This is a genomic window from Polaromonas sp. P1_E11, assembly GCF_056405995.1.
The window spans coordinates 19,871-40,821 of record NZ_JBFUBA010000003.1; the positions used below are offsets into that span (position 1 = coordinate 19,871).

General features: G+C 62.3%; 22 protein-coding genes. 11 read left to right on the plus strand and 11 right to left on the minus strand.

Features of this window, described 5'->3' with window-relative positions:
* Positions 1-42: 42 nt before the first annotated feature.
* The 3 genes from AC1D11_RS13855 to AC1D11_RS13865 are packed head-to-tail and all read right to left on the minus strand — an operon-like array spanning position 43 to position 2,732.
* Entirely contained in the window at positions 43-900 is an 858-nt protein-coding gene (locus AC1D11_RS13855) for a YbgC/FadM family acyl-CoA thioesterase (protein ID WP_477651317.1), read from the minus strand.
* The gene (locus AC1D11_RS13860; RefSeq protein ID WP_477648439.1) at positions 897-1,865 is read right to left on the minus strand and encodes an alpha/beta hydrolase; all 969 of its coding nucleotides are present in this window, start codon (positions 1,863-1,865) and stop codon (positions 897-899) included. The genes AC1D11_RS13855 and AC1D11_RS13860 overlap by 4 nt, the downstream gene beginning before the upstream one ends.
* Positions 1,866-2,732 carry a 2-keto-4-pentenoate hydratase gene (locus tag AC1D11_RS13865; protein ID WP_477648438.1) on the minus strand — a complete coding sequence of 289 codons (867 nt, stop codon included), beginning with the start codon at positions 2,730-2,732 and terminating at the stop codon, positions 1,866-1,868.
* A 100-nt stretch (positions 2,733-2,832) separates the two neighbouring features.
* Here AC1D11_RS13865 and AC1D11_RS13870 point away from each other — a divergent pair, with 100 nt between their 5' ends.
* Both AC1D11_RS13870 and AC1D11_RS13875 read left to right on the plus strand, forming a co-directional pair.
* Positions 2,833-3,969, plus strand: a complete 1,137-nt coding sequence (locus AC1D11_RS13870) for an iron-containing alcohol dehydrogenase (protein ID WP_477648437.1) — start codon at positions 2,833-2,835, stop codon at positions 3,967-3,969.
* 400 nt (positions 3,970-4,369) lie between these two features.
* Positions 4,370-5,473 carry a porin gene (locus AC1D11_RS13875; protein ID WP_477648436.1) on the plus strand — a complete coding sequence of 368 codons (1,104 nt, stop codon included), beginning with the start codon at positions 4,370-4,372 and terminating at the stop codon, positions 5,471-5,473.
* Positions 5,474-5,612: 139 nt separating this feature from the next.
* Here AC1D11_RS13875 and AC1D11_RS13880 read toward each other — a convergent pair whose 3' ends face one another.
* Both AC1D11_RS13880 and AC1D11_RS13885 read right to left on the minus strand, forming a co-directional pair.
* Positions 5,613-6,710, minus strand: a complete 1,098-nt coding sequence (locus AC1D11_RS13880; RefSeq protein ID WP_477648434.1) for a patatin-like phospholipase family protein — start codon at positions 6,708-6,710, stop codon at positions 5,613-5,615.
* A gap of 122 nt (positions 6,711-6,832) precedes the next feature.
* Positions 6,833-9,196, minus strand: coding sequence for a Tex family protein (locus AC1D11_RS13885; protein ID WP_477648433.1), 2,364 nt, complete (start codon positions 9,194-9,196; stop codon positions 6,833-6,835).
* Positions 9,197-9,422: 226 nt separating this feature from the next.
* On the opposite strand from AC1D11_RS13885, the gene AC1D11_RS13890 reads away from it, so the two are divergent.
* From AC1D11_RS13890 to AC1D11_RS13920, 7 genes are all read left to right on the plus strand, one after another.
* Positions 9,423-9,941, plus strand: a complete 519-nt coding sequence (locus tag AC1D11_RS13890; RefSeq protein WP_477648432.1) for a hypothetical protein — start codon at positions 9,423-9,425, stop codon at positions 9,939-9,941.
* A gap of 98 nt (positions 9,942-10,039) precedes the next feature.
* Positions 10,040-10,813 carry a DUF1223 domain-containing protein gene (locus tag AC1D11_RS13895; RefSeq protein WP_477648431.1) on the plus strand — a complete coding sequence of 258 codons (774 nt, stop codon included), beginning with the start codon at positions 10,040-10,042 and terminating at the stop codon, positions 10,811-10,813.
* Between the two features lie 84 nt (positions 10,814-10,897).
* The gene (locus AC1D11_RS13900) at positions 10,898-11,428 is read left to right on the plus strand and encodes a GNAT family N-acetyltransferase (RefSeq protein ID WP_477648430.1); all 531 of its coding nucleotides are present in this window, start codon (positions 10,898-10,900) and stop codon (positions 11,426-11,428) included.
* 66 nt (positions 11,429-11,494) lie between these two features.
* A complete protein-coding gene (locus tag AC1D11_RS13905) occupies positions 11,495-11,845 on the plus strand; it encodes a GlpM family protein (protein ID WP_477648429.1) in 351 nt (116 codons plus the stop codon).
* Positions 11,846-11,855: 10 nt separating this feature from the next.
* On the plus strand, positions 11,856-12,368 hold the full coding sequence (locus AC1D11_RS13910; protein ID WP_477648428.1) for a hypothetical protein: 513 nt from the start codon (positions 11,856-11,858) through the stop codon (positions 12,366-12,368).
* Between the two features lie 37 nt (positions 12,369-12,405).
* Positions 12,406-12,891 carry a rod shape-determining protein gene (locus tag AC1D11_RS13915; protein ID WP_477648443.1) on the plus strand — a complete coding sequence of 162 codons (486 nt, stop codon included), beginning with the start codon at positions 12,406-12,408 and terminating at the stop codon, positions 12,889-12,891.
* Entirely contained in the window at positions 12,888-13,463 is a 576-nt protein-coding gene (locus tag AC1D11_RS13920) for an MOSC domain-containing protein (protein ID WP_477648427.1), read from the plus strand. The genes AC1D11_RS13915 and AC1D11_RS13920 overlap by 4 nt, the downstream gene beginning before the upstream one ends.
* 79 nt (positions 13,464-13,542) lie before the next feature.
* On the opposite strand, the gene AC1D11_RS13925 is transcribed toward AC1D11_RS13920, so the two are convergent.
* A complete protein-coding gene (locus AC1D11_RS13925; RefSeq protein ID WP_477648426.1) occupies positions 13,543-14,439 on the minus strand; it encodes an EamA family transporter in 897 nt (298 codons plus the stop codon).
* 126 nt (positions 14,440-14,565) lie between these two features.
* Between AC1D11_RS13925 and AC1D11_RS13930 the strand changes: the two genes are divergently transcribed.
* The gene (locus AC1D11_RS13930; protein WP_477648425.1) at positions 14,566-15,507 is read left to right on the plus strand and encodes a LysR substrate-binding domain-containing protein; all 942 of its coding nucleotides are present in this window, start codon (positions 14,566-14,568) and stop codon (positions 15,505-15,507) included.
* Positions 15,508-15,693: 186 nt separating this feature from the next.
* Positions 15,694-16,926 (plus strand): phosphoglycerate dehydrogenase, encoded by a 1,233-nt coding sequence (gene serA, locus AC1D11_RS13935; RefSeq protein WP_477648424.1) that lies wholly within the window; start codon positions 15,694-15,696, stop codon positions 16,924-16,926.
* A 140-nt stretch (positions 16,927-17,066) separates the two neighbouring features.
* Here serA and AC1D11_RS13940 read toward each other — a convergent pair whose 3' ends face one another.
* From AC1D11_RS13940 to AC1D11_RS13960, 5 genes are all read right to left on the minus strand, one after another.
* On the minus strand, positions 17,067-17,648 hold the full coding sequence (locus AC1D11_RS13940) for a thioredoxin fold domain-containing protein (protein ID WP_477651315.1): 582 nt from the start codon (positions 17,646-17,648) through the stop codon (positions 17,067-17,069).
* Positions 17,649-17,694: 46 nt separating this feature from the next.
* Positions 17,695-18,474 (minus strand): alpha/beta hydrolase family protein, encoded by a 780-nt coding sequence (locus AC1D11_RS13945; RefSeq protein ID WP_477648422.1) that lies wholly within the window; start codon positions 18,472-18,474, stop codon positions 17,695-17,697.
* Between the two features lie 59 nt (positions 18,475-18,533).
* Entirely contained in the window at positions 18,534-19,439 is a 906-nt protein-coding gene (locus AC1D11_RS13950) for an SDR family oxidoreductase (RefSeq protein ID WP_477648421.1), read from the minus strand.
* 89 nt (positions 19,440-19,528) lie between these two features.
* Positions 19,529-19,990 (minus strand): GNAT family N-acetyltransferase, encoded by a 462-nt coding sequence (locus AC1D11_RS13955; protein WP_477648420.1) that lies wholly within the window; start codon positions 19,988-19,990, stop codon positions 19,529-19,531.
* Positions 19,987-20,925 carry a glutathione S-transferase family protein gene (locus AC1D11_RS13960; protein ID WP_477648419.1) on the minus strand — a complete coding sequence of 313 codons (939 nt, stop codon included), beginning with the start codon at positions 20,923-20,925 and terminating at the stop codon, positions 19,987-19,989. Before AC1D11_RS13960 ends, AC1D11_RS13955 begins: the two co-directional genes overlap by 4 nt.
* Positions 20,926-20,951: the final 26 nt, after the last annotated feature.

The following is a 20,951-nucleotide window of genomic DNA, read 5'->3' on the forward strand; positions in this document are numbered from 1 at the left end:
GCAAAGGGAAAGGCCCGCACCCGCTCCTCTCGAGACGTTGTTTTACAGCATCTTGACCATCTCAAGATGCGGGATGCCGGCTTCTTCGAAAGGCTCACCCCGGGCCTCAAAGCCAAGGCGCCGGTAAAAGCCCTCCGCACTGCGCTGCGCATGCAGCATGGCCTCATGGTCTCCACGATCCCGGGCGGCGTCCATCAACGCGTTCAAAAGATTCTGGCCAAGGTGAGCTCCGCGCAGCGCCTTGTGCACCGCCATGCGCCCGATCTTCGCCGTGCCATCGGCTTGCCGCACCAGCCGCCCGGTCGCAATGCCCTCTCCCAACGCGTTATAGGCCACGGCGTGCACGGCCGAGTTGTCCGCTTCGTCGCATGCCATCTCCATCGGAATGCCCTGCTCCTGCACAAACACGGCCGTGCGGACCCTGGCAGCGTCGGCGCCCAGGGTGGCCCAATCACCCGTCCTGATGTCCACCATGGCCTCACCGGCTTCAAAGCCCATGAGCAGATTGCGCAGCGCGTCCGGCACGGGCCGGGACGTCTGCGTCAGGGGATCGGCAAACACATAGATGAGTTCACAGGTAATGAGCAATTCATCGGCCCTGAACATCGCGCCTGTGAATGTCATCGATGAATTACCGATGCGCACGCACTTGAGCGCTGCATCGAGCCGGTCATCGAAGCGTGCCGAGCCGTGGTATTCCACCGTAGCTTTTTTTACGTACAAGTCACCGCCCAGCTTGTGCATGGTTTCCTCATACGGCAGTGCCAGCGCGCGCCAGTAGTCGGTGATGGCAGTGTCGAAGTACATCAGGTAATGCGCGTTGAACACGATTTTCTGCATGTCCACTTCGGCCCAGCGAACCCGCAGCGGGTGAAAAAATCGGAATTCCTGTCGCTTCATGGCTTGTTGTCCGAAAGATTGAATGCCTGGCGCAGCGCCCGGGCCGCGTCCGCATGGGCTTGCCGTGCTTCGGGAATGATGCGCCCCATCTTGATGAACTCGTGCGTGACCCCGCGGTAGATTTCCAGGTCGACCGGCACGCCGGCCGCGCGCAGCTTGTCGGCATACATCACCCCTTCGTCGACCAGGGGATCACACTCTGCCAACCCCAGCCAGGCAGGGGCCACACCGTCCACATCCGTCGCGTTGAGCGGTGCAAAGCGCCAGTCCTCGCGGTCGGCAGGGCTTCGCACATAGTGGTTGAAAAACCAGGTGATGTCAGCCGCCTCCAGCACAAAACCACCGGCAAAAAGCCGGTGCGACGGGGTGTCCTGATGGGCGGCGCAACCAGGGTAAAACAGCAGCTGCAGCACCAGCGGCAGGCCGGCATCGCGGGCCAGGATGGCGCACATGGTTGCCAGCGTGCCGCCCGCGCTGTCGCCGCCGACCGCCACACGGGTTTCGTCAAGACCGAGGCTGGTTGAGCATGCCGCCAGCCATTCCAGGGCATCCCAGGCATCATGGGCAGCTACAGGAAATTTGTACTCCGGTGCCAGCCGGTAGTCCACGGAAATAACCGCGCAACCCGCCAGGTGGCTGAGTTGCCGGCATAAAACGTCATGCGTTGCCACACTGCCGATGTTGAAGCCGCCGCCATGAAAGTAAAGCAGTACCGGCAGGTGGCCAGTTGAGGGCGCGTAGAGGCGCGCAGGCAGGCTGTAGCCATCCCTGGCGGGAATGAGCAGGTCTTCGACCCGCGCCAGGGCCGGCTTGGGAATTTCCAGTACGCCCGCACCCGCCTCGTAGGCCGCTTTGGCTCCTGCGGGTGTGAGCGTATGAAACGGCGGGCGCCTGGCCCGTGCCATGCGGCTGAGTACATCCCGCATCGCGGGGGTCAGCAAGTCTTCAGGGGAAGTGCGGCGCATTTATTTGAATGTGACCGACACAGGCTGCGCTCCGGCCAGCCCCTGGTAAGTTGCTGTGGCGGTCAGCCCTGCCTTGGGCGGCAGCAGCGGTGAAAACGAGCCCAGGCTGATCAAATCGCCTGGCTTCATGGCAAGACCTTCTTTGGCCAGGGCGCCGGCCAGCCAGACGACTGCGTTGAGCGGATGACCGAGGATGTCGCCGCCCTTGCCTCTTCCCAGTTCTGCACCACTGCCGTCTGCAAGCACAACGGTCATGTTTTCCAGCATGACCAGCATGGCGTGACGCTCCGCCCTTGTCGCCGGCACGGCCAAAGGCGTACCGGCCACACCGAACCGGGCACCGACATTGATGGCGCTGACCGCCGGGCCGTTGAGCTTCGGCGGCGCCTGCACGACCAGGTCGGGCAATTCAATGAAGGGAATCACCTGGTCAACGGCTTCAAGCACATCCATCGGTGTCCGGGCCTGGTTGACGGCTGCACTTTTGACGCGTACGAGCATGTCGGCCTCAAAAAGTGGCCGCGCGCCGAACGCCGCATCAACCACGGACCCGCCGGGCAGCACCATGCCTTCATACAGCTTGCCCCACACGGGTTGGTCGTAGTTGAAGCGTTTTTGTACCGCCGGGTTGGTAAGGCCTGCCTTGTAGCCGATCACTTTGCCGTGGCGCTTTTGCAGCAGCGCATTGAGTTTGGCGCGGGTACAGGCGCCATCGGCCTCGTTGAGACCTTCCGGGTTGGCCGCAGGCTGTCTGGCATCGATCTTTTCGGCCAGGTCGCCGACTTGCGCATCGCTCAGACATTCGGCCCCAGCCTGAAGAGCCGCTATCGCCAAGGCGACCAGCATCAGGGTTTGCTTGCAATTCATGGGCATCTCCAGCTATTAAAGTAAGGCCAAGCCGATTGGGGCAAGATGGGCGGCACGGGAAAACCGCCCAGCATCGTACAACGCGAAAGACAGCAAAACCATGGCCTTTATCTATTACGTCACCCAGATCCAGTTTGAATTCGGCGCGATCAAATTGCTCAAGCAGGAATGTGAGCGTGTCGGCATCACCCGCCCGCTTATCGTCACCGACCCCGGTGTCAAGGCCGCAGGTATTTTGCAAAAAGCGCTTGACGCGCTGCCCGGTATGCAGGTGACGGTGTTTGACCAGACCCCTTCGAATCCCACCGAAGCAGCCGTTCGCGCAGCTGCGGCGCTGTACAGGTCCGCTGGCTGCGACGGCCTGATCGCGGTGGGAGGCGGCTCAGCCATTGATTGCGCCAAAGGCGTGGCGATTGCCGCCACCCATGAAGGCCCGCTCACAACTTACGCCACCATCGAAGGTGGCTCCCCGAAAATCACGGACCGCGCAGCCCCGCTGATTGCTGTACCCACCACCAGCGGCACCGGCAGCGAAGTCGCCCGCGGAGCCATCATCATCGTGGACGACCATCGCAAGCTCGGCTTTCATTCCTGGCACCTGGTACCCAAAACGGCGATTTGCGACCCGGAGCTCACGTTGGGCCTGCCGGCCAAACTGACAGCGGCCACCGGCATGGATGCGATTGCGCATTGCATGGAGACCTTCATGTCAGCTGCCTTCAACCCGCCGGCCGACGGCATCGCGCTGGACGGCCTGGAACGCGGCTGGGCTCATATCGAACGGGCCACGCGCGATGGCAGTGACCGGGACGCCCGCTTCAACCTGATGAGCGCGTCCATGCAGGGTGCCATGGCTTTCCAGAAGGGGCTGGGCTGCGTGCATTCGCTGAGCCATAGCCTGGGCGGTGTCGATCCGCGCCTTCACCATGGCACGCTGAACGCGATGTTTTTACCTGCCGTGGTCCTCTTTAATGCACAGGCCGAATCAGTTCAGAAGGACAACCGGCTCAACCGCATGGCCCGCGCCATGGGGCTGGCTTCGGGCAGCGACATTCCCGACGCCATCCGGGACATGAACGCCCGGCTGGGCCTTCCCGCGGGCCTGGCGGCCATGGGGGTACAGCGCCAGCAGTTCAGTCAGATCATCACCGGCGCGCTGGCAGACCATTGCCACAAAACGAATCCGCGGATTGCCAGTGCGGCGGAATATGAAGAGCTCCTCGGCACGTCGCTCTAGGCCTCCTCGCCCTTGGCGGCCAATGTGCCGCTTTCCCCGCTGCAATTGTGGTTGGCGGCAAACCATCGGCTCCGTGAGGATGCGGCCCTGTCCCGCGATGGCGCAATGGTGTGCCCCGGCGCAACCGGGGCCGCCTGCGCCGGTTGGCCATCCATGGCAAGACTGCCGCAGGCCAGGCTCATCCATGCCTGTAAAAGTTATTTAATTACTTTTTATAACCATAAATGTCTTTGCTGGCAAGAGACTATTTACTTATTTTTTATAACTAAAAACCCATTAACCTCATGCAGTGATTAGCGATTTCACGCGGTGTTTGCTGTCCGCAAACAACAGTGCATGGGACCTGCAGGGTTGCGTCGAATCGATAAGCACGCTTATATCAACAACATTAGGAGACCTGATGAAGACCAAACTATTTGCACTTTCCGTGCTGTCCGCTGCCAGTTGCGCCGCTCAGGCCCAAAGCTCCGTCACGCTGTACGGCGTGGTTGATACCTTCGTGGAAGTCGCATCCGCCGGCAACGGCAATGTGACACGCGTCTCCAGCGGCGGTGCCATGGGTTCGCGGTTCGGGTTTCGCGGCACGGAAGACCTTGGCGGCGGTTTGAAGGCAAATTTCGTGCTGGAAGCCGGGGTGCTTGTGGACACCGGCGTCGGCACCGGCACCGCCTTCAGCCCGACCAGCACGGTGCCCACGGGCGGTACTTACATGTTTCAGCGCCTGGCCACGGTGGGTTTGAGCGGTGACTTCGGTGCCGTCAACATCGGCCGCCAGTACACGCCGCATTTTGGAACCATGGCGGCATTCGATCCGGCCGGATTCACCATGTCGGGGGCCTTGAACTATTACGCCGGTCCCGGCGTGGGCATCAACGGCGGCTCGCCCGCCGACGCCACCACGCGCCGCGACAATTCCATCCAGTACACCACGCCGACCTGGGGTGGCTTCAAGGCCAATGTGTTTTATGCAATGGGCGAATCGACCGGCGTGGGCCAGCCTAAATCCACCGGCAACACGCTCAACCTCGCAGCCGGCTACAGCAGCAGCACGCTGTCGGCGCAAATCAGCTACCTGACGGAAAAAACCATCTACATAGTCGGCAATACCGATAAATACACTGACGTCGCCGTCTCCTACGATTTCGGGGTCATCAAGCCGTCTGCCATCTTTGTGCGCCGCCGCGGCGACGCGGCCGGCGCTCCGGCCCTGGATGCCTACCAGATCGGCGCATCGGCCCCTATCGGCGTTGGCAAGCTGATCGCGACCTACGGCCAGCTCAAAAACAAGACCACGGCGAATGCGGATTCCAAGGCGATAGGCCTGCGCTACGACTACCCGCTGTCCAAGCGGACCACGATCTACGGCGGCGCGACCAGGATCAGCAACCAGGCCAACGCCGGCTATACCATCAGCGGCGGCGGCGGCAGTTCGGCCGGCCTGGCGCTCTCGGCGGTCGGCCAAAGCCCGAAGTCGGTGTACGCGGGTATTGCACACGTGTTTTGATGCTTCCGCTCCAGGCTGATGTGCCTGGCAGCGATCTGGAATTGCCGTATGACGTGCCACGTCATGCGGCTTTTTTTATGAGCGCCTCGCCGGAGGAACACCGCATCGAGGCGCGCATTCCGGCCGGCTCATGGCCGGTTCATAAATGATGGACCAGCTTCATGTCCGGGCGGTCCAGCCAGCGGGCATATTCCTCCGCAAGCTGCCCGGCTTTCGACGTGGCCTGCGACCATGCGCGTATGCGTGCCTGGATATCGGGGCCGTAGCGCATGAAGTCCGCGCGGTCCGGAAGCTTGCCGCCGGGCAAGGTCTTGATCCAGTCCGGGTTGGGGGCGAGCAGCACCATATTGTCCAGAAAATGTGTGGCTCCGTGCCGCCACTTCAGGCCCTTGTCGAGCCAGCCAGGCACCACGGCCCTCTGGAAATGCGGGTACAGCACCAATCCCGGCGATGACCCCGCCTCCCCTGCCGGGGCCCCGCGGTGATAGTTCAGGTGCAGGTGGTAGTCGGTGATGCCACCGTCCCAGTAGGCGCCGGGCGGCGCGCCGGGGATGTTGCGCACGGAGCGCAGCACAAAGGGGATGGAACAGCTGGCCTGAAGCGCCGGCTGAAAATTGGCTTCGTCCATCGGCACCTGGCGGGTCCGGTAGTCGGCAGTTGAAAACGGCAAGGAAGCGTTCTGCGTGGAAAACACCACGCGCTCCAGCCACGCGCCCATGGCCTTGCGGTGCAGGCTGTTGGTGAGGAATGCGCCAAAGTAGCCCAGCGGCGTGGCCACCTTGTGCTCACGGCCCAGCATGTGGCGGCCACGCGAGGTGACGATGTGCAGCCGATAGCGGGGATGCCCAATCACTTCCTGCACCCGGCCCCCGTAGAAAACCTTCAGGCTCTGGCCGAACTGCTCACTGACGGCGTCGGCGGTCGGGCGCTTCTGGCCGGGCTTGAGTTCGTAATGCTGGTGGATGTAATCGGTTTCGAGGCGCTGGAATGCGGCCGCAGGGTTGTCCAGGCAGGCCGTGGCCATGCGCCACGCGCCTATGGACGCACCCACCAGGTCCACCGGATGGCTGCTTTGCGCCAGCCAGTCACCAAAGATGAAGCGGTCCAGTGCGCCAAGGATCAAACCCTTGGGCCCGCCCGCCGCCCCGGGTACAACGGCAATGTCTGCCGGCTTGAGGCCGTTTAGCTCGATATGCCGGCGTGCCTTGGGACCGGCGTAAATGCGGAGGGCTTGCATGGGGGGGTGATTGCTATTGTTTTGATAGCTGGTTGCGCCCGTCAGTCAAGCGCCAGGGCCCGATTTAACTCTAAAAACGGGTCGATTCATGTCTTTCTGGCGACCTGGCGGCGTGCGCGTTGCTATTTCTTCAGTGCCGCCAGCTTGCTGAAGGCCGACTCCATGGCGGTCGCGGCGGCCGGTTGTGGCGCGCCTGGGCGGCTTCCATAGTTGCCGCCGCGGTTTTGCCCGCCCGGCGGCCGTGCGCTTTCAAAGCGGTTGTCACGCGGGCCGTCACGGCGGGCCGGTGCGGCGTCGAGTTTCATGGTGAGGCCAATGCGTTTGCGCGCCACATCGACTTCGGTGACGCGCACTTTGACGATGTCGCCGGTTTTTACGACCTCACGTGCGTCGGTCACGAACTTGTTGGAAAGCTGGCTCACGTGGACCAGGCCGTCCTGGTGTACACCGATGTCAATGAAGGCCCCGAAGGCGGCCACGTTGCTGACCGTGCCTTCCAGCGTCATGCCTTCCTTCAAATCCTTGATGTCTTCCACACCGTCGTTGAAGCGGGCCACCTTGAAGTCAGGGCGCGGGTCACGGCCGGGTTTTTCAAGTTCGGCAATGATGTCCTTGACGGTGATCACGCCGAACTGCTCGTTGGCAAACAGCTCCGGCTTCAGGGTCTTGAGCATCTCGGCCCGGCCCATGAGCTCGGCCACCGGTTTGCCGGTGTGGGCCATGATTTTTTCGACCACCGGGTAGGTTTCGGGGTGCACGCCGGTCATGTCCAGCGGGTTGCTGCTGCTGCGCAGGCGCAAGAAGCCGGCACTCTGTTCAAAAGTCTTGGCGCCCAGGCCGGTCACCTTGAGCAAATCGGCACGGCTGGCAAACGCGCCATTGGCATCACGCCAGCGCACCACCGACTTGGCCACTGTTTGCGAAAGGCCCGACACGCGCGCCAGCAGCGGCACGCTGGCGGTGTTCAGATCCACGCCGACGCTGTTCACGCAGTCTTCGACCACGGTGTCCAGGCTGCGCGCCAGGTCGCTCTGGTTCACGTCGTGCTGGTACTGTCCAACGCCGATCGATTTCGGGTCGATCTTGACCAGTTCCGCCAGCGGGTCTTGCAGGCGGCGCGCAATACTGGCCGCACCGCGCAGGCTCACGTCCACGTCGGGCATTTCCTGGCTGGCAAATTCACTGGCGGAATAGATGGAGGCACCGGCCTCGCTGACCACGACTTTTTCAATCACCTGTTCCACCTTGGCCATTCCCTTGATCAGGTCGGCGGCGAGTTTGTCGGTTTCGCGGCTGGCGGTGCCGTTGCCGATGGCGATCAGGTTGACACCGTGCTTTTCGCAGAGCCTGGCCAGCGTGTGCAGGGATCCGTCCCAGTCCTTGCGCGGCTCATGCGGGTAGACGGTAGAGGTCTCCACCAGCTTGCCGGTGGCGTCGACCACGGCGACCTTCACGCCGGTGCGAATACCCGGGTCCAGCCCCATCACCACACGCGGGCCGGCGGGCGCTGCCAGCAGCAGGTCGCGCAGGTTGTCGGCAAACACCTTGATGGCGACCTTCTCGGCCTCTTCGCGTAAACGGGTAAAGAGGTCTCGCTCGAGCGAGAGGCTGAGCTTGACGCGCCAGGTCCAGGCCACCGCCTTGCGGATCAGGTCATCGGACGGGCGGGCCTTGTGGCTCCAGCCCAGGTGTAGCGCGATCTTGCCTTCGGCGATGCTGGGCTTGCCGGGCTCGGCCTGCTCGGGCAGCACCAGCTTGGCATCCAGAATCTCAAGCCCGCGGCCGCGAAAGACCGCCAGCGCACGGTGCGAAGGCACGCGGCCAATCGGTTCGTCGTAGTCGAAGTAGTCGCGGAACTTGCTGTTGTCGGCGTTGTTCTCGTCTTTGCCGGTGACCAGCTTGGAGCTGAAGAGGCCTTCGCTCCAAAGCCAGTTGCGCAGCGACTGCACCAAACCGGCATCTTCGGCCCAGCGTTCGCTGAGGATGTCGCGCACGCCGTCGAGCACGGCTTGCACGGTGGTGAAGTCGTCACCGCTTTCGTTCTTTTCGGCCTTCACAAAGGCCACGGCTTCGTCGGCAGGTACCAGCGACGGGTCGGCAAACAGCTTGTCGGCCAGCGGCTCGATGCCGGCTTCACGCGCAATCTGGCCCTTGGTGCGGCGCCTGGGCTTGAAGGGCAGGTACAAGTCTTCCAGGTCCTGCTTGGTGGCGGCAAACTCAATGGCTGCACGCAACTCGGGCGTGAGCTTGCCCTGCTCTTCAATGCTTTTGAGCACGGCTTCGCGGCGCTCTTCCAGCTCGCGCAGGTAGCCCAGCCGGTATTCCAGCTCGCGCAACTGTATGTCGTCCAGCCCGCCGGTGGCTTCCTTGCGATAGCGCGCAATAAAGGGCACTGTGGCGCCGCCGTCAAGCAGCTCTACGGCTGCCTTGATCTGATGTTCCTGGACTTTGATTTCTGCCGCGATCTGGCGGATGATTTTCTGCATATTGAAAGAGATGTTCGAAAAAGCTCGGAAAGAGAAGCAAAAGAAGTCAAGAAAAGGGCAAATGCCCTCCCGGCGATGCGGCCTGCCCTAACGGAAAGCCGTTATCGGTGCGCCGAGTACAAACTGACGCCAAGGGTCGGCATTGTCCCACAGCGCCAGCGCTGTTTTGCTTCTGATAATGACCATGGGCTTAAAGCAATTTCTTACATTTTCAGGGGAGAGACACATGCGGACTCGCACTATTTTTTTGGTGGTGGCCATGCTGCTGCTGGCGGGCTTTGTGGCCCTCAATGTCGATGAATTCAGCCGCGTGAGCATGCTCAGCCTGGGCTTTACCACCGTGGAGGTGTCGCTGGGCTTCGTGATGCTGCTCTTGCTGGTGGTTGCCACAGTGGTGTTTCTGGCCTCCACGCTCTACATGCAAAGCACCAACCTGCTGGAAACCCGGCGCTACGCACGCGAGCTGAACACGCAGCGTGAGCTGGCTGACAAGGCCGAGGCATCGCGTTTTACCGAACTGCGGAGCTACCTGGAGGTGCAGGCCCTGGCCGCACAGCACCGGGAAGCCGCTGCCGCCACTGTGCTGGCCGAGCGCTTCTCGCAGCAGCAACAGGCATTGCTGGCGCGGCTGGAGCAGTCGGACAACACCATGGCCGCCCACATGGGCCAGCTCCAGGACCGGCTTGAGCGGCGTGGCGGCATTGCGCACCTGGAAAAAGACTCGGAGACCATGCCGCTGGTTTAAGCGCCTGAATCCCGGTCGTTGCCGCGTCGTTGTTAACCAGGTGTAAGAACCGGCGAAGTCCATCGACCAATGGGGGTCTGCAATCCACGGAGACCCTCATGCTGCACACCGCGTCCCCACGGCCTTCCGGCCGCAATGCCCCACTGATCATCGCGACCGCCCTGATGGCATTGACGTCCAGTGCGTTGTCTGCACAAAACGCTTGTGCCATCAGCTCAGGGCCGACCATCACGCCGGTCGTTGAGCTGTATACCTCTGAGGGCTGCAGTTCCTGCCCGCCCGCTGACAAATGGGCTTCGTCACTGAAAGGCAGTGGGGCCGTGGTGCAAGCCTTTCATGTCGGCTACTGGGACTACATCGGCTGGGTTGACCGTTTTGCCGCGCCCGCCTACACCAGCCGGCAACGCGAAATAGCGTCCAGGAACAATCTGCGCAGCATCTATACACCGCAGGCTGTACTCAACGGCAAAGACTGGCCTCGCTGGGGTGGCAGGCCTGCCGACAGCAAGGAACCCGCGCGCGCCAGCATCGTGCTCAGGCAACTCGGGCCGGACCAGTTTGAAGCCAGCGTCACCCCGATGCCCGCACCGCAGGTGTCACCGTCCTGGTCAGCCTACTGGACCGTCACCGAGCATGGGCACAACTCCAAAGTGAAAGCCGGTGAAAACGCCGGCGAGGTTCTCAAACACGACTTCGTGGTGCGCCAGTACACCCAGGCCGGGGAATACAAAAGCAGCGAAACCGGGCCGCAAAAACTGGCCTTTCGCAGCATTGCCGCAACCCAGGGCCATGAGCGCCAGGTGAACTTGGTGGTGTTCGACCCTGAAACCGGCAAAACCCTGCAAGCCGTCAGCCTTCAATGTGCCGCGTGAAGCCCTGGCATTGAAGGAACACACTGCCTTGCGCACCTGGTGGGCGCGTAACGCGAGGCCTCGGGCTTGCCGCACAATGGCGCCATGGATTCCCCGCAATCACCGCCCCGCGCTCCTTCGCTGGCCTTGCGGCCACCCGGGGCCGCCGACTATGCGGCGCTGGGCACCTGGGTCCAGGACGCCGGCACCTGTTTGCGCTGGGCCGGCCCCAAGCTGAAGTTTCCGTTTGAGCCCGAACGGCTCCCGGTACTGCTGGCTGAACCCGGCGCTTTCAGCTTTGTCGTGAGCCGGGGCCCGGCAGAGGCGCTGGGCTTTGGGCAGTTCTGGGTGCGTGAGGCAGGTGTTGCCCATCTGGCCCGCATCATCCTGGCGCCCCACGCGCGCGGCCAGGGCCTGGGTTCAACGCTGTGCAGGCTGCTGATGGCCCAGGCGGCCCGTGATACCGGTGCCACGGCTTTCACACTGCGCGTGTACCGTGACAACCATCCTGCGCTGACCACCTACGAAGGTCTCGGCTTTGCCGTGGTGCCTGAGCTTTCAAACGACAGCATCTTTTCCATGCGCAAGAAAGCGCAGAACGGCATGCCGGCGATACAGGCCGAAGGGCGCCGATAGTGCCCTTCGATAAACTGCTGATCGGTGCTGCTACCGCGTCTTCGCATTCCTTCTTCTTCTCCATCCATGCTTTCACTTTTTCTTAAATGCCTGCTGGGTGCGCTTGCCGTGCTGGTCATTGCCCTTCTTTCCCGGTCGCGCAGCTTTTTCATTGCCGGGCTGGTGCCGCTGTTTCCCACCTTTGCCCTGATTGCGCACTACATCGTGGGCAGCGAACGCTCCGCGGCTGACCTTCGCACCACGGCGCTGTTTGGCCTGTGGTCCCTCATCCCCTACGCGGTTTATCTGCTGGTGGTGTACTGGCTCAGCGTGCGCGCGACACTGCCCGTTACGCTCGCCTGCGCCACACTGGCCTGGGCGCTTGCAGCGGGCGTGCTGCTGCTCGGCTGGAGCCGTGCCTACCCTTCGGCGCTTTGAGGAAAAGGATATGGGCAAATTCAAAAAAGTGTTGCGGGCCGTTTTGCTTGCGCCTGTTGCGCTGTTTTTGCTGTTTGAAGAATGGGGCTGGGAGCCGCTGGCCGCCGGCTTTGCAGCACTGGGGCGCCTGCCCTGGTGGGGGCGGCTGGAGCGCTGGATCACCCGCTTGCCGCCCTGGGCTGCGCTGCTCGCCTTCGGCGTGCCGGTTCTGGCGCTGATCCCGCTGAAGCTGCTGGCGCTTTACCTGTTTGGCCTGGGGCATGTGACTGTCGGCCTGGCGCTGATACTGGCGGCCAAGCTCACCGGAACCGCGCTGGCGGCACGCCTCTTTCAGCTGACCCAGCCTGCACTCATGCAAATGCCGTGGTTCGCGCGGCTCTACACCCCCTGGAAAGCCTGGAAGGACAAAATCATGGCCCAAGCCAGGGCGTCGTTGCCATGGCGCATGGCCCGCCGTTTCAAGACGCGGGTCAAGCTGGCAGCTGCACGGCTCCTGGCCGCACTGAAAGCCGTGTTGTCATGAGCGCCAGGCTCACTGAATTCAACCGCCGTCCTTGACCATGTTCGACTTCATCAAGCCACCTTTGTACATCCGCCTGTCGCCTTACCGGCTGACGGTGCGCAATGTGAAAACGGGTGCTTTCATTTCCGAAGTGCCCGAAATTGCGATTTCCCGCAGCCCCAAGCCCAAAGTGCTGGGTGCGGGCAATGACGCTGCCCTGCATAAATCGAGCAAGTCGGCAGAGGTCATCAATCCTTTCAGCCACCCGCGCTCCATGGTGTCCGACTTCACCCGCGGCGAGCAGGTACTGAAGGCATTCGTCCGGAAACTCCAGGCCACTCATATATTGGCTCCCGCGCCCCGCATGGTTTTCCATCCTCTGGGCGAGCCCGCAGGTGGTTTCACCCAGGTGGAAATACGGGCCCTCCATGAGATGGCCCTGGGGGCCGGCGCTTCAGAAGTCACCATGTGGCAGGGCCCGGAATTGACAGACGAACAGGTGCTGTCGCGCAGCTACCCTTCCACGGGACAGGTACTGGAATGACAGCCACCGCCGGCACGGGCATCAGTGACCTGCGCACGCTCACGCGGCAATTCCCCCACCAAGGGCGGCTTGAACAAATTTTGCTGAGGCCCGCCCGCCGCAGCCCGGTGCTCAGCGTTGCTACCGTAACGGCGCTGGCCGGCCGTGGGCTGGAAGGCGACCGGAGCGCGGCGGCGCCTGCCATTCGCCCGGAAAGCAACAAACGCCAGGTCACGTTGATCCAGGCCGAGCACCTTCCCGCGCTGGCGGCGTTGGTACGGCTTGGCACAGTGGATGCCGCGAGCTTGCGGCGCAATCTGGTGGTGTCAGGCCTGAACCTGCTGGCGGCCAAAACGCTCTTCAAAGACCAGCCCATGGTGCTGCGCATCGGCGATGTGGTGCTGGAGATCACTGGCCCCTGTGAGCCCTGTTCGCGCATGGAGGAAGTGTTGGGCAGGGGCGGCTACAACGCAATGCGCGGCCACGGAGGGCTGACGGCACGGGTGCTGGCGGGCGGCGAACTGCGCGTGAGGGATGCTGTGACGTGCGACCCCGCGCCACCAGGTGTCCCGCAAATGCTATTGAATTTATAGCTGCTGGCGCCCGTGCCTCTTTTCCTTCAGGTCCTTTTGATATGAAAAAAGGGCCGTCAAAACGCCTCACCTCAACCGATCACCTGACCCAACCCTTCAGCATCAACACCTGAGAGAGCCGCTGATAGAAGGTGGTGGTCAAAAGCCCCAGCAGGATGAAAACAATACCGAGCGTCTGCCCCGGCGTCGCCACCACGCCGAACAGCAGCCATGCAAACACCACGGCAAAGATCGGCACCAGCAGCGCTACTGGTGACACCTCAGCCGCGCTGTAGCGCGCCATGAGCGAGTTCCAGACCCAGTAGCCAAACAGCGTGGTGGGGTAAACCTGAAACGCCAATGAGGCCCACGCGATGGCGTTGAACTGCTGGGGCAAGGCGGCGAACGCAGCAGCGCCAGTACTGGCATAAGCCAGCGCAAACAAGGGCAAAGGCGCAAAAAGGCATGACCACGCCACAAAGCCCAGTATCTGGGCCGGCCTGGCGCCCGAACGCTTGACCACCAGATTGGCAACGCTCAGCGAGACGGCGGCTGTCAGCACGAGTGCGATGCCCATGGCCGAGGTCGCGCCATCCGTGGCCGTGACAACCAGGACAAAACCCACCAATGCGATGGCGCTGCCGAGTTTCTGGGCCCTTGAAAGCGCTTCTCCAAGCCACAGCAAACCCAGCATCGGGGTGAGGAAAGCGCTGCTCTGCAGCAACCATGCCGCCAGGCCAGGTGACAGCCCCGCCCGCACGGCCAAAGTGACGAGGCCCCAGGTACCGACACCAAAGGCAAAGCCATACACCACCAGCCAGCGCCAGGCCACGGCCGGGCGCGGCAGCCAGAAGACCAGGGGCAACGCGGTCAGTGTGAAGCGCAACCCAGCCAGCACAAACGGGTCAATATGCGCAACGCCCAGCTTGATGAAGGAGAAATTCACTCCCCAGATCGCGGCAACGGCAATGGCAAGGCACAAATCTCTGGCGTTCATAAGTCATGGCTAGGGTTGAGAAGCGGCCATTTTCATATTTGCCAAAAACCGGGAAAAGCGATTTATAGAGTTGGTTATTGTGCGTATATTGCACAATGAACCCCCGTTCTTGCCATGCCGCCCGCCATGAAAACACGTGCCCTGCCTTCCTTGCCCGCCCTTCAGTCGTTTGAATCTGCTGCGCGTCTGGGCAGCTTCACCAGGGCGGCGTCAGAGCGTCATCTCACCCACAGTGCCATCAGCCGGAACATCCAGTCTGTTGAAGACTGGTGCGGCGAATCCCTGTTTGAACGCCATGGCCCCAAGATCACCTTGAATGAGGCCGGAAAGCGGTTGAGCCAGCGTTTGGGCGATCCGCTGCAGGCCTTGCATGCGGCACTCAAGCTGGATGGACTGCCTGCGGTGCAGCGGCAGCTGAAGGTTCTCGTGCTGTCGTCGATGGCGAGCACATGGCTTGTCCCGCGCCTGCGAGCATTCGGTGTGGCTTGCCCCAACGTCTGCCTGTCGGTAGAGGCCGGCTACGACATGGTGAGCCTGCCGCCCCAAGTGCCCTTGGTGGCGATCCGGTTTGGCCAATTCTCGAGGGAGGGCTTGCATTGCCACAGGCTGTGGTTCGATCACATGGTTGCCGTGGCGGCACCCGATTGGGTTGCGCAACATGGGAAGTTGCCTGCACATTGGCCGCCTGACCAGTTGCTGCGCCACACCCACGAACCCTGGCCGCAGCGCTTGCCGAAAGCCGCAACGGCGGGCGGCACAAAGATGCCGCAGGCGTGCGGACACCAATTCAACGACGCGCTGGTGCTGGTCGAGGCGGCGGCCCAGGGTTGCGGCGTCGCCTGGGTCAGGGCATCCATGGCCACAAACCTGATCGCCGGCGGCCGTTTGAGCGTCCTCGCTCAGAGCGAGCAGGTGTCCGACAAGTCAGCCTGGCTGGTGTGCAGGGAAGATGTGGCCGAGTTGGCGCAGGTACGGGATTTTTTCACCTGGGCGACGGGGGCAACGACTGGAGGCCATCACCCATCCATACAGGTGCAAGGTGCAAGCCGGATGCTATTGAATTTATAGCTGGTGGCGCTTGTCCCTATTGGCCTTCAGGCATTTTTGATAGTCAAAACAGGCGGAAATACGCTCTGAAAGGCGTTTTGGGCCGTCTTCGCCAACGACGCCCTGCCCGGCCCTTGCAAAAACCGGGTTTTGACTTTGCTTCATACTTGATTTCCAACCAACTCTGCACGCCAACCCCCGCCTTCCATGAACAAAACAACCTCGGTCGACAAGCAAAAAATCAAATTCCTGCTGCTGGAAGGCATTCATCCTTCTGCGGTAGAGGTTCTCAAGGCCGCGGGTTACTCCAACATCGAAAGCCTCGCCGGCGCGCTGCCTGACGACGAGCTCAAAGCCAAAATCGCCGACGCGCACTTTGTCGGTATTCGCTCCCGCACCCAGCTCACAGCCGAGGTGTTTGCCGGAGCGGGCAAGCTGGCGGCTGTTGGCTGCTTTTGCATTGGCACCAACCAGGTCGACCTGAACGCCGCCCGCGAACGCGGCATTGCGGTGTTCAACGCGCCTTTTTCCAACACACGCTCCGTAGCTGAGCTTGTATTGGCCGAGGCCATTTTGCTGCTGCGCGGCGTGCCCGAGAAAAGCGCGGTCGCACACCGCGGCGGCTGGCTCAAGTCGGCCGAAAACGCCTACGAAATCCGCGGTAAAACGCTGGGCATCGTCGGCTACGGCTCCATCGGCACGCAGCTGTCGGTGCTGGCCGAGGCGCTGGGCATGCACGTCGTGTTTTTTGACGTGGTGACCAAGTTGCCGCTGGGCAACGCCCGGCAGGTGGCCCAGCTCAAGGACCTGCTGGCCCAGTCCGACGTGGTGAGCCTGCACGTGCCCGAAACCAAAGCCACCCAATGGATGGTGGGCGCAGCAGAGATCGCCGCGATGAAGCCTGGCAGCGTGCTGATCAATGCCTCACGCGGCACGGTGGTGGAAATTGAGCCGCTGGCCGAAGCCCTGAAGGAGAAAAGGCTGCTGGGCGCCGCAATCGACGTGTTTCCGGTCGAGCCGCGCAGCAACAAGGACATGTTTGAGTCACCCCTGCGCGGCCTGGACAACGTGATCCTGACCCCGCATGTGGGCGGCTCGACCATGGAAGCGCAGGAAAACATCGGCATCGAGGTAGCCGAAAAACTGGTGAAGTACAGCGACAACGGCACCTCGACGTCTTCCGTCAACTTCCCCGAAGTGGCGCTGCCGGCCCACCCAGGCAAGCACCGCCTCCTGCACATTCACCGCAATGTGCCGGGCGTGCTGTCGGAAATCAACAAGGTGTTTGCGGCCAACGGCATCAACATCGCGTCGCAGTATCTGCAGACCAACGAGGCTGTGGGCTACGTGGTGATCGACATCGACGCAGCGCACTCCGACATCGCGCTGGCCAAGCTGGCCGAGGTGCCGGGAACGATCCGCAGCCGGGTCCTGTTCTGAATCCGGGGGGCAGTCCGGATCGTATCCGGGGCGTGGATTGCTATTAAATATATAGCAACTTGCGCCCACCCTTTCTGGGCCGCTGGCTATTTTCTTTCAAAAAATCGGCCCTGATGACGGCGCAGGTTCGCCTGTGAGCCTTACGGCACCTGTAAACCCAACAGGGTGGCAAGCGCAGGAGTGGACAGCGAACCCTCCTGCGACACTGTGGCGCCAGTCTGGGCATGGGTTCCCACGATGGTCGGGACAGAGGCCAGCCCAAGCCGCTTCATCAGTTCGGTATTTTTGGCGACGGCTTCCTTCTGGGCGTCGATGTTGTTTGCCGCGCTGATACCGCCGCGCCTGGCCAGCAAGGACGTCTCATGCTCATCCATGGCTGCCACCGGGTCGCCGGCCGCCAGCAACGTAGCTCCCTGGGCAGTGCTGGCGGCATTGAGAAGGCTGACAGGAATCCAGACAAACTTGGCCTGGGACTTCAGCGGCTTTGCCGCTTCCCACAGCGCGCCGCAGTGCGGACATTGCGCATCAAAAAACACATACACCGTGCGCCTGCTCATCAGCGCACCGGACGCAAAGCCTTTGGCGCCGGTTTCAATGGCCGCCGCGGATAGCGGTTCGCTGGTCTTTGCCGATGAGCTGTCGGACGCATCGTTGCAGCCGGCAAGCAGCAAGCCGGCGGCCAGAACGGCTGCCAGGGAAAGTCGGTTCAGGAGTTTGGACATCATCAAAAGCGTTGAATGAAGGAGCGGCAAGGATAGCGCAGAGGCACTATTTCGACAGCCTGTCGGTCAATTCCCCGGCCAGCATGAAGAACTCCGGCGTGCGCTGCACCGACACGTGGGTGGCGTTCATCGCATACGTGACCCGGGTTTTGACGCCGCGCGCCTGCAGCGCCCTGGCATAGGCCTCGCTGAACTGGGGCAAGGTGTTTTCGTCCTTGTTGCCCACCACCACGCTGATCAGCGTACCGGGGCCGATTTTTTCCGCTTCGGCCAGCGGGGAAAGGCTGCGGCTCCAGGTGCCGGCCTTGCCCGCAGTGCTGCTGCGCCATTGCCGCCATGCCGGCACATCACAGGGGCAGGCAGCCAGCAAGTAGGCATCAGCACTGCCTGGGAAACGGCTGGCCAGCAAGGCCGCCATGGCCGCGCCGCCCGAGTGGCCCACCAGCAAAATCTTCTTGCCGGGATTAAGGTTGCGCAGGCTGCCCAGTGCGGCAGCAATGATTTCAGCATTACGGAATGTGTAGTCGTCGTCCCCGGGGCCGGACTCGCCGTCCGATACGCCCAGATCGCTGCGGTAACCGGGGCGCTGCATGGCCACGGTGACGGCCTGGAGCTTTTCGGCCAGCAAGGCTGCTGTGCCGCTGTCCGCATTCAACTCCGTGCGCCCGCCGTTGTCGCCGTGCAGAAAGACGACCAGTACCTTGGGTGTGATGCCGGACGTCTGGCCAGGCGCCAGCTTGCGGATGACCAGGCATTGCCGGGCGTCCCCTGCCCGTTCAATGCCGTCGGCAAGTTTTCCGTCGGGGCACTTCACCGGTTGTGCCAACGCGCCTGCTCCCGCCAGCCCAAGCAGCAGGCCGGCCCAAGCAAGGCGGCCGCGGCCCATCAGGCCCCGCGAAGCGCGGCTTTCAGTTGCTGGCCAATTTCAGGCTTGTCGGCAAACGGATCCGTCGGGTTGCGCGCCTGCAGCACGTCTTCAAGCCGTGTCTGCACAGAGTTGATGGCTTTGGGGTGGCTGTAGATATAGAACTGGTTCTTTGCGATGGCGTCAAACACCAGTTTCGCCACATCGGCGGCGCTCACCTTGCCGGAGCCGACTGCCTTGCCCGTCATGGCCTGCTGGATCATCTGGCTCCTGGTGGGCTTTTCCGCACCAAGTTCGGCCGGGCGGTTGCGGTGGCTCATGCCGATGCCGGTGGCTACAAAGAAGGGGCACAGCACCGAAGCGCCGATCTGGTCGGTCACAAGGCCTAAATCCTGGTACAAGGTTTCGCTGAGAGCCACCACGGCGTGCTTGCTGACGTTGTAGACGCCCATGTTGGGCGGGTTCAGCAGGCCGGCCATGCTGGCGGTGTTGACGATGTGGCCCTGCCAGGATGGGTCTTTGGCGGCGGCTTCCAGCATCATCGGCGTGAAAATGCGCACGCCGTGGACCACGCCCATGACGTTGACGCCCAGCACCCATTCCCAGTCCTTGACGCTGTTTTCCCAGATCAGGCCGCCCGACCCGACACCGGCGTTGTTAAAAACGAAATGCGGCGCGCCGAAGCGCTCGAACACGGCCTTGCCCATGGCTTCCATCTGCGTTGCGCTGGAGACGTCAAGCTTGAACGAAAGCACCTGGGCACCGGAAGCCTTCATCTCTTCGGTGGCTTTGTCCAGCGCATCCTGCTGCACGTCAACCAGCACGAGGTTCATGCCCAGTTGGGCCCCCAGGCGTGCGCATTCCAGGCCAAAGCCCGAGCCCGCGCCGGTCAGCACTGCCGTTTTACCTTTGAAATCCGTGATCATGGTTCGCTTTCCTTGAATATCTTGGTGTCTTGAAGAACAGGAAAATTGTCCGTGCACCCTGTCGCCGCAGCTGTCGCTCAGGTAACTATTCAGGCAACCCGAAGCATCTCGATGTGCGGTATGCCGTCCTCGATGTAGGGCTGGCCGGTATTGGCAAAACCGTGCTGCAGGTAGAACTGCTCAAGCCGTGCCTGTGCACCTATGCGGATGGGTTGCGGGCCCCAGTGCTGCTGCAAACGGCCAACGGCCTCTTTCATCAGCACATGGCCAATGCCGCCGCCGCGTGCTGAAGCATGCGTGACCACGCGGCCTATGCTGGCCTCCGCAAACTTCACGCCCGCAGCAAAGCAGCGTGCGTAGGCTACCAGCCGCCCTTCCCTTATGCCCAGCAAATGCATGGCCTCCATGTCGGCGCCGTCCATGTCCTGGAAGCTGCAGGCCTGTTCGACCACAAACACTTCGCTGCGAAGCTGCAAGATCTCATAAAGCTCAAGGGCGGTCAGCGCGCCAAAGGGAAGAAAGCGCCAGGAAATACCGGTGTTGCTGCTCATGCTGGGTTTGCGGCCTTCAGGGTGTAACCGATGCGCGGGAAGTGCACATGCACGGTACCGGCACGCGCATCGGTACGGCGCAGCGTGTAGTGCATGCGGGTGGCGGCGATCAGCTCGCCCTCGGTAGGCTCCGGGCCAAAACTCTCGCCGCTGACCAGCACCTGGCTGCCCAGCGCAATGCCGTGCTCGTCCTGGAACAGGTCATCGTGCAACGGCGCCGGCGTTGACGCGGCGGCCAGCGCCACAGCTTCGGCCGAACTGAACTTTTCAATGCCGCCATGGCCAATGGCTGCCATGCGGTCCATCCACTCCAGCACGGCCGGCGTGAGGTTCAGGATGCCCGCGAGCACCGGTGTGCGGGTGCGCGTGAACCACAGCGGGTGGTACATCGCAAAATCGGCGACGCAGGGCACGTCGCCCAGCAGAAAAGGCCGGTCGTCGAGCATGTCGGAAATGCGGCGCAAATAGGATTTATAGGCTGCGGCGGCATCGCTGGCGCGCAGGCGCGGCATGCCGATGCTCATGGCCTTGCGGTCTTCGCCGAAAGCCCGGGCGGCTTCGGGTGGCGCTTTTTCAAAAATCTGGGCCACGCCCTTGGGCTGCGTGTTGTAGGCCATGGAGGTCCAGAACAGCGTGTTGTCGGCCCAGTGCGCGAGCGTGCGCGCCAGGCCCTTGCTGGGTTCCGGGTACACGGAAGGCTCGGGCTGCAGGTGTTCCAGTACGTCGCTGATCAAGGCGGTGTCGCAATAAATGTCGGCACCGATTTGCAGGATGGGCGTCTTGCGGTAGCCGCCGGTAAGTGCCACCACGTCGGGCTTGGGCATGATCATCGGGATGATCACGGACTTCCAGGGCAGGTTTTTGTAGCCCAGCATCAGCCGGGTTTTTTCGGCAAATGGCGATGTGGGGTAGTGGTGAAGGATCAGCTCGCTCATGGTGTCTCCGGGGTGTTCTGGGTGTC

Bases quoted from the DNA above. Each gene is read 5' to 3' on its own strand.
- AC1D11_RS13905 (WP_477648429.1), top strand. From the start codon at position 11,495: ATGCTTTCACTTTTTCTTAAATGCCTGCTGGGTGCGCTTGCCGTGCTG.
- AC1D11_RS13875 (WP_477648436.1), top strand. From the start codon at position 4,370: ATGAAGACCAAACTATTTGCACTTTCCGTGCTGTCCGCTGCCAGTTGC.
- AC1D11_RS13910 (WP_477648428.1), top strand. From the start codon at position 11,856: ATGGGCAAATTCAAAAAAGTGTTGCGGGCCGTTTTGCTTGCGCCTGTT.
- AC1D11_RS13915 (WP_477648443.1), top strand. From the start codon at position 12,406: ATGTTCGACTTCATCAAGCCACCTTTGTACATCCGCCTGTCGCCTTAC.
- AC1D11_RS13930 (WP_477648425.1), top strand. From the start codon at position 14,566: ATGAAAACACGTGCCCTGCCTTCCTTGCCCGCCCTTCAGTCGTTTGAA.
- AC1D11_RS13920 (WP_477648427.1), top strand. From the start codon at position 12,888: ATGACAGCCACCGCCGGCACGGGCATCAGTGACCTGCGCACGCTCACG.
- AC1D11_RS13940 (WP_477651315.1), bottom strand. From the start codon at position 17,648: ATGTCCAAACTCCTGAACCGACTTTCCCTGGCAGCCGTTCTGGCCGCC.
- AC1D11_RS13890 (WP_477648432.1), top strand. From the start codon at position 9,423: ATGCGGACTCGCACTATTTTTTTGGTGGTGGCCATGCTGCTGCTGGCG.
- AC1D11_RS13950 (WP_477648421.1), bottom strand. From the start codon at position 19,439: ATGATCACGGATTTCAAAGGTAAAACGGCAGTGCTGACCGGCGCGGGC.
- AC1D11_RS13885 (WP_477648433.1), bottom strand. From the start codon at position 9,196: ATGCAGAAAATCATCCGCCAGATCGCGGCAGAAATCAAAGTCCAGGAA.
- AC1D11_RS13900 (WP_477648430.1), top strand. From the start codon at position 10,898: ATGGATTCCCCGCAATCACCGCCCCGCGCTCCTTCGCTGGCCTTGCGG.
- AC1D11_RS13960 (WP_477648419.1), bottom strand. From the start codon at position 20,925: ATGAGCGAGCTGATCCTTCACCACTACCCCACATCGCCATTTGCCGAA.
- serA (WP_477648424.1), top strand. From the start codon at position 15,694: ATGAACAAAACAACCTCGGTCGACAAGCAAAAAATCAAATTCCTGCTG.
- AC1D11_RS13880 (WP_477648434.1), bottom strand. From the start codon at position 6,710: ATGCAAGCCCTCCGCATTTACGCCGGTCCCAAGGCACGCCGGCATATC.
- AC1D11_RS13870 (WP_477648437.1), top strand. From the start codon at position 2,833: ATGGCCTTTATCTATTACGTCACCCAGATCCAGTTTGAATTCGGCGCG.
- AC1D11_RS13955 (WP_477648420.1), bottom strand. From the start codon at position 19,990: ATGAGCAGCAACACCGGTATTTCCTGGCGCTTTCTTCCCTTTGGCGCG.
- AC1D11_RS13925 (WP_477648426.1), bottom strand. From the start codon at position 14,439: ATGAACGCCAGAGATTTGTGCCTTGCCATTGCCGTTGCCGCGATCTGG.
- AC1D11_RS13895 (WP_477648431.1), top strand. From the start codon at position 10,040: ATGCTGCACACCGCGTCCCCACGGCCTTCCGGCCGCAATGCCCCACTG.
- AC1D11_RS13865 (WP_477648438.1), bottom strand. From the start codon at position 2,732: ATGAATTGCAAGCAAACCCTGATGCTGGTCGCCTTGGCGATAGCGGCT.
- AC1D11_RS13855 (WP_477651317.1), bottom strand. From the start codon at position 900: ATGAAGCGACAGGAATTCCGATTTTTTCACCCGCTGCGGGTTCGCTGG.
- AC1D11_RS13860 (WP_477648439.1), bottom strand. From the start codon at position 1,865: ATGCGCCGCACTTCCCCTGAAGACTTGCTGACCCCCGCGATGCGGGAT.